The 12,847-nt window shown below is 68.2% G+C and carries 9 protein-coding genes; 5 read left to right on the top strand and 4 right to left on the bottom strand.

Going from position 1 to position 12,847, the window contains the following annotated elements:
• Positions 1-39: 39 nt before the first annotated feature.
• On the bottom strand, positions 40-522 hold the full coding sequence (locus AC4BAR_RS11860) for an Lrp/AsnC family transcriptional regulator (RefSeq protein ID WP_490628074.1): 483 nt from the start codon (positions 520-522) through the stop codon (positions 40-42).
• A 112-nt stretch (positions 523-634) separates the two neighbouring features.
• On the opposite strand from AC4BAR_RS11860, the gene AC4BAR_RS11855 reads away from it, so the two are divergent.
• The 5 genes from AC4BAR_RS11855 (at position 635) to AC4BAR_RS11835 (ending at position 9,911) form a co-directional block, all read left to right on the top strand.
• Positions 635-4,243: an indolepyruvate ferredoxin oxidoreductase family protein gene (locus AC4BAR_RS11855; RefSeq protein WP_490628073.1), complete on the top strand. Its 3,609-nt coding sequence runs from the start codon at positions 635-637 to the stop codon at positions 4,241-4,243.
• A gap of 227 nt (positions 4,244-4,470) precedes the next feature.
• A complete protein-coding gene (yajC, locus tag AC4BAR_RS11850; protein WP_490628072.1) occupies positions 4,471-4,794 on the top strand; it encodes a preprotein translocase subunit YajC in 324 nt (107 codons plus the stop codon).
• Between the two features lie 18 nt (positions 4,795-4,812).
• Positions 4,813-6,690 (top strand): protein translocase subunit SecD, encoded by a 1,878-nt coding sequence (gene secD / locus AC4BAR_RS11845; protein WP_490628071.1) that lies wholly within the window; start codon positions 4,813-4,815, stop codon positions 6,688-6,690.
• Between the two features lie 20 nt (positions 6,691-6,710).
• Positions 6,711-7,670, top strand: coding sequence for a protein translocase subunit SecF (gene secF, locus AC4BAR_RS11840; RefSeq protein ID WP_490628070.1), 960 nt, complete (start codon positions 6,711-6,713; stop codon positions 7,668-7,670).
• A gap of 12 nt (positions 7,671-7,682) precedes the next feature.
• Positions 7,683-9,911 (top strand): DUF1631 family protein, encoded by a 2,229-nt coding sequence (locus AC4BAR_RS11835; protein ID WP_490628069.1) that lies wholly within the window; start codon positions 7,683-7,685, stop codon positions 9,909-9,911.
• 26 nt (positions 9,912-9,937) lie between these two features.
• Here AC4BAR_RS11835 and AC4BAR_RS11830 read toward each other — a convergent pair whose 3' ends face one another.
• From AC4BAR_RS11830 to AC4BAR_RS11820, 3 genes are read right to left on the bottom strand one after another with little or no spacing between them, the layout of a single operon-like run.
• Positions 9,938-10,405, bottom strand: a complete 468-nt coding sequence (locus AC4BAR_RS11830; RefSeq protein ID WP_490628068.1) for a Smg family protein — start codon at positions 10,403-10,405, stop codon at positions 9,938-9,940.
• A gap of 48 nt (positions 10,406-10,453) precedes the next feature.
• Entirely contained in the window at positions 10,454-11,569 is a 1,116-nt protein-coding gene (gene dprA / locus AC4BAR_RS11825; protein WP_490628067.1) for a DNA-processing protein DprA, read from the bottom strand.
• A 5-nt stretch (positions 11,570-11,574) separates the two neighbouring features.
• Positions 11,575-12,798 carry a LysM peptidoglycan-binding domain-containing protein gene (locus AC4BAR_RS11820; protein ID WP_490628066.1) on the bottom strand — a complete coding sequence of 408 codons (1,224 nt, stop codon included), beginning with the start codon at positions 12,796-12,798 and terminating at the stop codon, positions 11,575-11,577.
• Positions 12,799-12,847 lie beyond the last annotated feature (49 nt).

The following is a 12,847-nucleotide window of genomic DNA, read 5'->3' as shown; positions in this document are numbered from 1 at the left end:
GGCCCCGTGACAGTCTGGTGACGTGCCGGCGGGCGGCCTTCAGCGCCCAGGCGTCAAATGCCCCAGCGGCAGCGCGCTGCTGGCCTTGACCTCGCCCAGCGAAAAGCTGGTGTGGATGTCTTTGACCTTGGGCAGGTTGATCAGCACCTCGCGCGCAAACCGGCTGAAGGTGTTGAGGTCGCGGCTCACCACCTGCAGCTCGAAGGTGCCCGTGCCGCTGATGTAGTGGCAGGACACGATTTCCGGGATCTTGCGGATCGCCTCTTCCAGCTCGCGGGTCACGTCGCCGGTGTTGCGCTCGGCGTCCAGCCGCACAAAGGCCAGCACGTCCAGACCGATCTTGTGCCTGTTGATCTCGGCCCGGTAGCCGGTGATGAAACCGGCCTCCTCCAGCGCCCGCACCCGCCGCCAGCAGGGGGCGGCGCTCAGGCCCACACGGCTGGCCAGCTCGGTGTTGGTGAGCCGGGCGTCGGTTTGCAGTTCATGCAGGATGGCCAGATCAAACTTGTCGATTGTTTCCACAATGGCTATTTGACAGCAATATTCTTTCGTTTGGTTCGGTTTTACAGGAAAAGAACGCAAAGACTTATCGGCCAGGGAGGCCTACACTTTCCGGCATCAGGAGACGCCCACCATGAACGCCCCTTTGCCCGAGCACATCCGCCAAGCGCTGGAGACCGTCACGCTGGACGACAAGTACAGCCTGGACCATGGCCGCGCCTTCATGAGCGGCGTGCAGGCCCTTGTCAAGCTGCCCATGCTGCAGCGCCAGCGCGACGCGCTGGTGGGCAAAAACACGGCCGGCTTCGTCAGCGGTTACCGGGGCTCGCCGCTGGGCGGTTACGACCAGGCGCTGTGGAAAGCCGCACCTTTCCTGAAGGCGCAGCACATCGTGTTCCAGCCCGGCGTCAACGAGGAGCTGGCGGCCACCGCGCTGTGGGGCACGCAGCAACTGGGTTTTGCGCCGCCGGGCAGCCACAAATTCGACGGTGTGTTCGGCATCTGGTACGGCAAGGGGCCGGGGGTGGACCGCTGCGCCGACGTCTTCAAACATGCCAACATGGCCGGCACCACGCCCTGGGGTGGCGTGATCGCGGTGGCCGGTGACGACCATGTGGCCAAGAGCAGCACCGCAGCCCACCAGAGCGACCACATCTTCAAGGCCTGTGGCCTGCCGGTGTTCTTCCCGGCCAGCGTGCAGGAGATCCTTGATTTGGGCCTGCACGCCTGGGCCATGAGCCGCTTCTCCGGCGTCTGGGCCGGCATGAAAACCATTCAAGAGATTGTGGAGTCCAGCGCCACCGCGATGATCGACCCGGAGCGGGTCAACATTGTGTTGCCCGAGTTCACCATGCCACCGGGCGGGGTGCACATCCGCTGGCCCGACAACGCGCTGGACCAGGAGGCGCGGCTGTTCGACTTCAAGTGGTATGCCGCACTGGCCTACATCCGCGCCAACCGGCTGAACTACAACGCCATCGAAGGCGCCAACGACCGCTTTGGCCTGATCGCCAGTGGCAAGGCCTACAACGACACCCGCCAGGCCCTGCTCGACCTGGGCCTGGACGACGCGGCCTGCCGCCAGCTCGGTATCCGACTGCACAAGGTGGGGGTGGTCTGGCCGCTGGAGGCCCAGGGCACACGCGAGTTCGCCACCGGTCTGCGGGAAATTCTGGTGGTGGAGGAAAAGCGCCAGGTCATCGAGTACCAGCTGAAGGAAGAGCTGTACAACTGGCGCGCCGACGTGCGGCCCAACGTGGTGGGCAAGTTCAACGAGGTCGAGGGCGATTTTTCCGGCGGCGAATGGAGCATGCCCAACCCCAGCGCCAACACCCTGCTGCGCGCCAACGCCGACCTGTCGCCGGCCATCATCGCCCGGGCGATTGCCCAGCGGCTGAAAAAGCTGGGTGTGGACGGCGACATGGCCGCCCGCATCGACGCCCAGCTGGCGATTCTGGACGCCAAGGAGCGCGCCATGCAGGTGCTGGAACTGGGCGGCAAGGGCGCCGACCGTCCGCCCTGGTTCTGCTCGGGCTGCCCGCACAACACCAGCACCAAAGTGCCCGAGGGCTCGCGCGCCATGGCCGGCATCGGCTGCCATTTCATGGCGCTGTGGATGGACCGCAGCACCACCGGCTTCACCCAGATGGGTGGCGAGGGCGTGCCCTGGGTGGGCCAGCAGCCCTTCAGCCACGAGCGCCACATGTTCGCCAACCTGGGCGACGGCACCTATTTCCACAGCGGCATCCTGGCCATCCGCCAGAGCATCGTGGCCGGCGTCAACATCACCTACAAGCTGCTCTACAACGACGCCGTGGCCATGACCGGCGGCCAGCCGGTGGGTGAACGACCGGAAGGGCATTCGGTCGTGCAGATCGCCCAGAGCATGCGGGCCGAGAGCGCGGCCAAGATCACCATCGTCACCGACGAGCCGGAGAAGTACGAGGGCGTGGTCGGCCTGCCCGAGGGCATCGCCATCCAGCACCGCGACACGCTGGACGCGGTGCAGCGCGAATTCCGCGAGATCGCCGGCACCACCGTCATCATCTACGACCAGACCTGTGCCACCGAGAAGCGGCGCCGCCGCAAACGCGGCACGCTGGTCGATCCGGCGGTGCGGGTGGTCATCAACGAGCTGGTGTGCGAGGGCTGCGGCGACTGCAGCACCCAGAGCAACTGCCTCAGCGTCGAGCCGCTGGAAACCCCGTTGGGCCGCAAGCGCACCATCAACCAGAGCACCTGCAACAAGGACATGAGCTGTGTGAAGGGCTTCTGCCCCAGCTTTGTCACCGTGGAAGGCGGCCAGCTGAAAAAGCGGGCCAAGACCGCCACGGCGCTGTCGCCTCATGACGATGCGCTGTTTGGCCGCCCACTGCCCGAGCCGGCGATTCCCAGCCTGGACGCCCGCAAAGAAGGGGCTTGGGGCATTGTGGTGGCCGGTGTCGGCGGCACTGGCGTCATCACCATCGGGCAATTGCTGGGCGTGGCCGCCCACCTGGAAGGCAAGGGTATCGTCACCCAGGACGCCGGTGGCCTGGCGCAAAAGGGCGGCGCCACCTGGAGCCATGTGCTGATCGCCGCCCACCCGGACGACATCCGCACCACCCGCGTGAGCATGGCCGGGGCCGACCTGGTGATTGGCTGCGACCCCATCGTCGCCGCCGGCAAGGAAACCGCGCTGCGCATGCGGGCCGGCCGCACCCATGTGGCGCTGAACAGCCATGGCACGCCCACCGCCGCCTTTGTGAAAAACGCCAACTGGGCCAACCCGGCCGAGGACTGCGCCCAGGCCATTGCCCAGGCCGTGGGCCCGGAGGCGGTGGCCCGTTTCGACGCCGACGCGGCCGCCGTGGCCTTGATGGGCGACAGCCTGTACACCAACCCCATGCTGCTGGGCTATGCCTGGCAAAAGGGCTGGGTGCCACTGGCGCTGGCTTCGCTGCAGCGCGCCATCGAACTCAACGCGGTGGCGGTGGACGCCAACAAGGCGGCCTTTGCTTGGGGCCGCCGCGCCGCGGTGGACGAGGCCAGCGTGGCCCGGCTGCTGCAACCTGCCCAGACCGTCACGCTGCACAAGCGCGAGGGCCTGGCCGACCTGGTCGATCGCCGGGTGGATTTCCTCACCGCCTACCAGAACGCCGCCTACGCCGCGCGCTACCGCGCCTTCGTCGAGCAGGTGCGCCAGGCCGAGGCGCCGCTGGGCAAGACCACGGTGGCCGAGGCGGTGGCGCGCAATTTGTTCAAGCTGATGGCCTACAAGGACGAGTACGAAGTGGCCCGGCTGCACACCGACAGCGCGTTCCATGCCCGCATCGCGGCCCAGTTCGAGGGTGATTTCAAGCTGCGCCATCACCTGGCCCCGCCGCTGCTGGCCAACAAGAACGCGCAAGGCGAGTTGCAGAAAAAGCCCTATGGCCCCTGGGTGTCGACCGCCTTCCGGCTGCTGGCGCCACTGAAGGTGCTGCGTGGCACGGTGTTCGACCCCTTTGGCCACACCGAGGAGCGGCGCACCGAGCGGGCGCTGGTCGCCGAGTACCGCGAGGCGGTGGCCGGCCTGCTGCCGCGGCTGGGCGCCGCCAACCACGCCGCCGCGGTGGCGGTGGCCAGCCTGCCCGAGGGCATCAAGGGCTTTGGCCATGTCAAGGCCCGCCACCTGGCGGCGGTGAGGGCGGTCTGGCCCGAGCGGCTGGCCGCCTTCCACGGCGCACCGCCAACACCGGCGGCGCCCCTGTCTCCGGCTTGACCATCCCATCTCCCGCTGACCACCGCCCGCTCTGGGCTTGATGCTCCTGAAGCGGGAGCGGCGGTGGCCCGCCAGGGCCATGTGCGTCACCGCGCTGAACCCCTGTTCGGTGTGGTGTTGAGTGGCCGGGCCGCCGAAAGGGGGCGGCATACAATCCGGGATTGCCTGCCTCCGCGCCGTCCAGTGTGGTCTGGCCGGCGTTCCGACCGTCTTTCTGGAGAGTTCCCTTGTTCATTTCTTCCGCTTTTGCCCAGGCCGCCCCGGCCGCCGCTGCCGCCGGTGGCTTCGACATCGCCCAACTGGCCCTGCCGCTGCTGATGATTGGCGCGCTGTACTTCATCATGATCCGCCCCCAGATGAAGAAGCAGAAGGAAGCCGCGGCCATGATCGCCGCGCTTGCCAAGGGCGACGAGGTGGCCACCGCCGGTGGCCTGCTCGGCAAGATCACCAAACTCAGCGACCACGCCGTCACGCTGGAAATCGCGTCTGGCGTCGAGGTGCAGGTGCAGCGCAGCGCGGTGGTGCAGGTGCTGCCCAAGGGCTCCATCTAACCCGCCCGGCGAGTCGCCATGAACCGTTACCCGGTCTGGAAGTACGCGATCATCCTGTTCGCGCTGTTGGTGGGTCTGGTCTACACCCTGCCCAACCTGTTCGGCGAGGCGCCCGCGGTGCAGGTGTCGAGCGCCAAGGTCACGCTGAAGGTGGACAGTGCCACCACCGACCGGGTGGCCGAGGCCCTGAAAGCGGCCAATGTCGCCACCGACGGCCTGAGCTTTGACGGCAACTCGGTCAAGGCGCGTTTCGCCTCCACCGACCAGCAGCTCAAGGCCAAGGACGCGATCGAAAAAGCGCTCAATGCCAACCCGGCCGACCCCAGCTATGTGGTGGCGCTGAACCTGTTGTCGCGCTCACCGGCCTGGCTGACCGCGCTGCACGCCGCGCCCATGTATTTGGGTCTGGATTTGCGCGGCGGCGTGCACTTCATGCTGCAGGTGGACATGCAGGCGGCGCTGACCAAAAAGGCCGATTCGCTGGCCGGCGACCTGCGCAGCGTGCTGCGGGAGAAGAACATCCGCCACAGCGGCATCGCCCGCAACGGCCAGGCCATCGAGCTGAAGTTCCGCGAGGCCGCCACGCTGGAGGCCGCCAAGGGCCTGTTGGCCGACCAGTTCCCCGACCTGCAGACGCTGGGGGCGCCCGACGGCGCCGAGTTCAAGCTCACCGCCAGCATCAAGCCCGAGGCCGCCCGAAAGGTGCAGGACCAGGCCATCAAGCAGAACATCACCACGCTGCACAACCGCATCAACGAGCTGGGCGTGGCCGAGCCGGTGATCCAGCAGCAGGGCCTGGACCGCATCGTCGTGCAGCTGCCCGGCGTGCAGGACACCGCCAAGGCCAAGGACATCCTGGGCCGCACCGCCACGCTGGAAGTGCGCATGGTGGACGACAGCGCCGAGGCCCGCAACGCCGAGCTGAACAACGGCGCCGTGCCCTTTGGCGACGAGCGTTTCCTGGAGCGCAGCGGCCAGCCAGTGGTGGTGAAGAAGCAGGTCATCCTGACCGGCGAGAACCTCACCGACGCCCAGGCCGGCTTTGACAACCAGACCCAGGAGGCCGCGGTGCATCTGACGCTGGACGCCAAGGGAGCCCGCATCTTCCGCGACATCACCCGCGAGAACATTGGCAAGCGCATGGCCATCCTGCTGTTCGAAAAGGGCAAGGGCGAGGTGGTGACGGCGCCGGTGATCCGCAGCGAAATCGGCGGTGGCCGGGTGCAGATCTCGGGTCGCATGAGCACCGCCGAGGCCAGCGACACCGCGCTGCTGCTGCGCGCCGGCAGCCTGGCCGCGCCGATGGAAATCATCGAAGAGCGCACCATCGGCCCCAGCCTGGGCGCCGACAACATCACCAAGGGTTTCCACAGCGTGGCCTGGGGCTTTGGTGTCATCGTCGCCTTCATGGCGGCCTACTACATGCTGTTCGGCCTGTTCTCCGGCGTGGCGCTGGCGGTCAACCTGCTGCTGCTGATCGCCGTGCTGTCCATGCTACAGGCCACGCTCACCTTGCCCGGCATGGCCGCCATGGCGCTGGCCCTGGGCATGGCCATCGACTCCAACGTGCTGATCAACGAACGGGTGCGCGAAGAGCTGCGCCTGGGCGCCTCGCCGCAGGCGGCCATCAACGCCGGCTACGAGCGGGCCTGGGCCACCATCCTGGACTCCAACATCACCACGCTGATCGCCGGTGTGGCGCTGCTGGCCTTTGGCTCGGGCGCCGTGCGTGGCTTCGCGGTGGTGCACTGCATCGGCATTCTGACCAGCATGTTCTCGGCGGTGTTTTTCTCACGCGGCCTGGTGAACTTCTGGTACGGTCGGCAGAAGAAACTCAAAAGCGTGTCGATCGGCACGGTGTGGCGCCCGAATGGTGCTGTGGCCAAGCCTGAATAAGCGGACGGAGACAACAAGCCATGGAGTTTTTCCGCATCAAAAAAGACATCCCGTTCATGCGGCATGTCCTGGTGTTCAACGCCGTTTCCTTCATCACCTTCCTGCTGGCGGTGTTCTTCCTGTTCTCGCGCGGCCTGCATCTGTCGGTGGAGTTCACCGGCGGCACCGTGATGGAGGTGGCCTACACCCAGTCGGCCGATCTGGGCAAGGTGCGCGACGTGGTGTCCGGCCTGGGCTACACCGACGTGCAGGTGCAGAACTTTGGCACCTCGCGCGACGTGATGATCCGCCTGCCGGCGCAAAAGGGCCAGACCTCGGCGCAGCAGAGCGACGCGGTGCTGGCGGCCCTGACCAGCGCCGACAAGACGGTCAGCCTGCGCCGCACCGAGTTTGTCGGCCCGCAGGTCGGCAAGGAACTGGTGGAAGATGGCCTGAAGGCGCTGGCCTTTGTGGTGGCCGGCATCATGCTGTACCTGGCGCTGCGCTTCGAGTGGAAGTTCTCGGTCGCGGCCATCGTGGCCAATTTGCACGACGTGGTCATCATCCTGGGCTTTTTCGCCTTCTTCCAGTGGGAGTTCTCGCTGTCGGTGCTGGCGGCGGTGCTGGCGGTGCTGGGCTATTCGGTGAACGAGTCGGTGGTGATCTTTGACCGCATCCGCGAGAACTTCAAACGTTTCCGCAAGATGAACACGGTGCAGATCATCGACAACGCCATCACCTCCACCATCAGCCGCACCATCATCACCCATGGCAGCACGCAGATCATGGTGTTGTCCATGCTGTTGTTCGGTGGCCCCACGCTGTTCTATTTCGCGCTGGCACTGACCATCGGCATCTGCTTCGGCATCTACTCGTCGGTGTTCGTGGCGGCTGGCATCACCATGTGGCTGGGCCTGAAGCGCGAAGACCTGATCAAGGTCACGGCGGCGAAAAAGGGCGAGGCCAACCCCGACGACCCCAACGCCGGCGCCACGGTCTGATGCCCTGACGGTGTGAGCCCCTCGCCCACGCCCGCCCCCACCCTGGCCTTGCAGGCCAGAGAGCGCTTCGTGGCCGCGGCGCTGCCGGCGCTGGACGGCCTGGTCGCCGCCATGCAGGCGCGGCTGGACCAACTGACCGACCAGCCGGCCAACGCCCGCGACGCCCAAACCCACCGCGACACCCGCACCGCCTTCCTGAGCCACGCCGCCGGCTGGACCCGCGGCGTTGCCCAGGCCTGGCAAGCGGCGCTGAACCCCACCGCCAGCGAACCCGTCACCACCCGCCGCGGCGCGCTGGAACTGATGGGCAAGGACGCAGTGGAGACCCGCATCCTGTGGTCGCGCCTGAGCCTGGGCCTGCTCGACCTGGTGTCCTGGGAGTTCAACGACCTGCGGCTGCGCGTGCGCCACCTGCAGGGGTTGGCCGAGCTGCCCGCGCGCGACCTGCTGCGGCCCGAGGTGTTGAGCCAGCTGCTGGTGGAGCAATGGCTGGCCCATGGCCTGAGCGCCGAGGCCTGGGCGCTGGTGCAAGACCTGCCGCCGCAGCACCTGGCCCCCGGCCTGGTGTTGGCTTACCACGAGGCCAACGCCTTTCTGATGGGCCAGGGTGTGATGCCCGAAATCGACCTGCGGCCGCTGGTGCGGGTGACCGGCACCGTCACCCGGCCGTCCAGGCTGGCCCCTGCGCCCTCGCAGCCCGCCCCGCTGAGCCGTTCGGGCGGCCTGCCCACCGAACCGGCCACGCTGTCCAGCGGCATGATGATGGCGCGCGAGCGGGCCGAGAGCGTGCTCAGTGAACTGATGCAGGTGCTGGGCAGCAACGCCAGCGGCTTTGACGCCACCCAGCCCCAGCCGCCGTCGCCGGCCCTGGCGCGGGCGCTGGCCGAGCCGGCGGTGCTGCCGTTGCTGGGTTCGGCGCCGCCCGACGACGACTACTCACCGGCCCATGTGGCCCAGGTGGCGCAGCAGCTGCAGGTGCGCAGCCAGCAACTCAAGGCGGTGGCCGGCACGCCCACCGAGAAGGCCACCATCGAGGTGGTGGCGCTGATGTTCCAGAGCATCCTGACCGAGGAGCGCATCCCGGCCGCCATCCGCGTGTGGTTTGCGCGGCTGCAGATCCCGGTGCTGCGGGTGGCGGTGTCGGAGGCCGATTTCCTGAAAACCGCCACCCACCCGGCGCGTTTGCTGATCGACCGCATGGGTGCCTGCGTGATGGGCTTTGACGCCAGCGCCATCAGCGGCCATGCGCTGGAAACCGAGATCAGCCGCATCGTGCAGGTCATCGAGCAATACCCCGAAACCGGCCGGCGCGGCTTTCAGCTTGTGCTGGGCGAGTTCGAGAAATTCCTCACCAAACACCTGGTGGCCCAGGCGCCGGCGCAGCGGGTGGTGAGCGTGGCGCGCCAGGTCGAGCAGCGCGAAACCATGACGGTGCAGTACACCATCGAGCTGCGCAACCTGCTGCGCGACATGCCGGTGCGCGATGCCATTCGCGACTTCCTGTTCAAGGTCTGGGCCGAGGTCATGGCCCTGGCCTCGGTGAAGTACGGCGCCCAGCATGCCGACACGCTGGCCCTGAAGCGCACCGCCACCGACCTGGTCTGGGCCGCCAGCGCCAAACCCAGCCGGCACGAGCGGGCCCAGGTGATTGCCGGCATGCCCGACCTGCTGGCCAAGCTGCGCCGCGGCATGGCCTTGCTGAACCTGGCCGAGGACAGGCAGCAGGTCCACATCGAGGCCATCAGCGCCACGCTGGCCGAGGCCTTCAACGACCGCACCGACGCGGTGGGCGCTGGCCAGTTGCAGGCCCTGGCCGCGCGCCTGGCCAACCTGGAAGACTGCCTGGGCGACGAGGAACTGGACGGCTTGCCGCTGGACGCCGAGAGCATCGAGCTGATGGTGGGCATCGACGCCTCGACCCTGGAGGTGCTGGCCGATGACGGCTTACCGGTCGACGAACTGGCACTGGCCGCGGTGGGGCGGCTGGCCCTGGGCACCTGGCACCAGCTGGTGCTGGGCCCGCGCAGCCGCCAGGTGCAGTTTGTCTGGCGCAGTGAGCGGGGTCAGTTGTTCTTGTTCGCCTCGGCCGATGGCCGGATGAGTTTGCTGCAACGGCGTCGGCTGGCGGCCTGCCTGGCCGCAGGCCAGCTGCTGCCGGAGGAGAACGACGCCCTCACCGTGCGCGCCACCCGCGAGGCCATGCAGCAGATCGAGGCCGATCCGGCGCGTTTGCTGGGTTGAATCCCACCGCAGGCGGGCAGGGGCGCTCAGTGCGCGAGGCGGGCGCTGCGGTCGTCGGTGAGCTCGTCCAGCACCAGCGCGTCGGGCGCCTGGCCGAAGCGCCAGTAAACCATCATCACGATGATCTTCAGGTCGTCCACCGACACCGGGCCGCCGGGGGCGGCCATGGCGCGGTCGATGACGATCTCGCGCAGCGAGGCGGTCATCACGCCGGCCGATTCCAGAAAGCTCACGAAGCCCAGGCATTTGGCGCCCAGGTGGTCTTGTTCCTGCGCGGAGTAGACCCGCAGGCTGTGTGCCGACTGGGGGTGGACCGGGCTGTTCGAGGCCTCGGCCACCGCAGCCAGGTTCAGACCGTCCAGCCAGTGCAGCGCGTCTTCGATCTCATGAGCGTCAAAACCCACCGCGCTGAGTTTGCGGCCCAGCTGGGGCAACTCGGGGCAGGCGTCACCACGCCAATAGTTTTCGTAGACGAACACAAGCACTTCAAACATAGCTCCGATGGTATCGCACATGGGCTGGGGCAGCCCTGGTGGCCGGCATCAGCCCTGGGCCTGACGTTGGAACAGGCCGCCCGGCAAGCGCGCCACCTGGCCGTCCAGCTCCAGCGTCAGCAGCCCGGCCTGCAGACGGGCGGTGGGCAGGCCGGTGCGGGCCTGCAGCGCGTCCAGGCTCACCGGGTCGTGGCCCAGCGCGGCCAGCAGCGGGTCTTCCTGGCCATTTTGGTCGCTCACCGCTGCGGGTTCATGCATGGTGGCCTTGGCGGTGAACAAGGGCAGTTCCTCCAGCACATCTTGCGCCGACTCCACCAGCTTGGCGCCCTGGCGGATCAGCGCGTGGCAGCCGCGCGACTGCGGCGCATGGATGGAGCCGGGGATGGCAAACACCTCGCGGCCCTGCTCCAGCGCCTGTTTGGCGGTGATCAGCGAGCCCGAGGCGAGCGCGGCCTCGACCACCAGCGTGCCCTGGCTCAGCCCGGCAATGATGCGGTTGCGGCGCGGGAAATGGTGGGCCAGCGGCGGTGTGCCCAGCGGAAATTCACTCACCAGCAAGCCGCAGCGCGCGATGCGGTGGGCCAGCTCGCGGTGCTGGCGTGGGTAGACCCGGTCCAGCCCGGTGCCCACCACCGCCACCGTGGCGCCACCCACCGCCAGCGCCCCGCTGTGGGCCGCCCCGTCGATGCCCAGTGCCAGGCCCGACACCACCGTCAGTCCGGCCTGGGCCAGGGCGCTGGCAAAGGCCTGGGCGTTGGCCGCACCCTGCGGCGTGGGGTTGCGGCTGCCCACGATGGCCATGGCCGGGCCGATCTCGGCCACCGCCACGCTGCCCTGGGTGTACAGCATCAGCGGCGGGTCGGCGGTCTGCAGCAGGGCGGTGGGGTAGGCCGGGTCGGCCAGGGTCAGCAGCTGGCGCGGGATGCCGGGCTCGGCGCCGGCCAGCCAGGCCTCGGTCAGCGCCACCTGCTCGGTCAGGGTGGGGGGTTCTGTCAGCAGCGCCTGGGCCTGGGCGGCGCTGACCAGCTGGCGCAAGGCGGTGAGGCTTTGGGAAAAGACCGCCTCCGGGGGACCGAAGGCGGCCAGCAGGCGACGGGCGGTGTCGTTGCCAATGCCCTCGGTGAGCGCCAGCCTGAGCCAGGCGGTGCGCTCGGGGAGGGCCATGGGGCTCAGCGTGGGTTGACCAGCCGGTCGCCCACCTTCACGCCTTCGGCGATCTGCAGCACCAGCGCGTAGGACACCCGGTCGAAGGTGCGGAACACCATTAGCAGGCCGTTGCGTTCGTCGGGCAGCTTGATGGTCGGCCGGCTGGGGTCGGTCTTGTCGACGATGCGACCGCCTTCCTTCAGGATGGCCAGCACATGGCCACGCTCGACGCCGTCGCGCTGGCCTTTGTTGATGGTCACGACCTGGTTTTGCGCCGCGTAGCGCACCGCGCTGCCGTAGATCGACACCACCTGGGCGTTGATGGGGGTTTCAGGGGCCCGGGGCGCGTAGACGAAGAAGTCGCGCGGCGGCTCGGGCAGCAGCCGGTCGCCGACCCGCATTTCTTCCTTGGCGGCCAGGATGTCGATGGTGGCCGGCACGATTTCCGTGCCCTTGTCGCTGCCTGGAATGGGCTGGCTGCTTTCGCTGCGCACCAGCTCCGAGCGGCCCACCAGCATGGCCTCGTAGCCCAGGATTTCGCCGGTGGTCGGGTCCTTCAGCGGGGTAGCGTTGCGGAAGATGCGGTGGTAGCGCGGCGCCTGGTCGCCGGCCATCAGCTTGCCACGGGCATAGGCGCGGTCACCGCGGGTCAGCATGACCCGGCCATCGGGGGCGGCCACGATGCGCGGTGCGGCCTCGATGTCGGCCGGTTCGATGATGGTGGCGTCGGCCAGGAAGGGCTCGATCAGGTTGGGCGACAGCGTGGGAATGGCGTCGCCCGGCGCCGGTGTGCTGCGCACCCGCGGCGAGAGCCGCACCGTGCCCGACGCGTCGGTGGCGTCGGACGCGCCGGCCCGGCCCATGCGCAGCCGGGCCCGGCCGCCTGTTTTGTCCAGGTAGAGCTCCTGGCCCGGGTAGATCAGGTGGGGGTTGCGGATGTCATCCAGGTTCATGCCCCACAGCTCGGGCCAGCGCCACGGGCTTTTGAGGAACAGGCCGGAGATGGCCCACAGCGTGTCGCCTTTTTTGATGACGTAGGTGTCGGGCGCGTTGGGGGCCAGCTCGCTCAGCGGCACACCGGTGCTGGCCACCTGCTGGGCGGTGGCGCGTTGCCCGGCGGTGATGGGGAAATTCGGCACCGCCTGCGCCAGGGCGGTGGTCAGACCGCCAGCGAAGAGGACGGCGGCGGTGGTGCGCAGGGCCCACAGCGGAAACGTTTGGTGCGATTGGGTGTGGTGCTTTTTCAAGAGTTGCCCCCGGCGGACCCGGTCTCCAGGCCCTGGTGACAGGGTCTGG

The sequence above is a fragment of the Rhodoferax sp. SPJ4 genome, assembly GCF_058216275.1.
This window is presented reverse-complemented; position numbering and strand designations above follow the sequence as displayed.

Excerpts from the sequence above, each read along its gene's own strand:
- AC4BAR_RS11855 (WP_490628073.1), top strand. The coding sequence starts at position 635 with ATGAACGCCCCTTTGCCCGAGCACATCCGCCAAGCGCTGGAGACCGTC.
- secD (WP_490628071.1), top strand. The coding sequence starts at position 4,813 with ATGAACCGTTACCCGGTCTGGAAGTACGCGATCATCCTGTTCGCGCTG.
- secF (WP_490628070.1), top strand. The coding sequence starts at position 6,711 with ATGGAGTTTTTCCGCATCAAAAAAGACATCCCGTTCATGCGGCATGTC.
- AC4BAR_RS11830 (WP_490628068.1), bottom strand. The coding sequence starts at position 10,405 with ATGTTTGAAGTGCTTGTGTTCGTCTACGAAAACTATTGGCGTGGTGAC.
- dprA (WP_490628067.1), bottom strand. The coding sequence starts at position 11,569 with ATGGCCCTCCCCGAGCGCACCGCCTGGCTCAGGCTGGCGCTCACCGAG.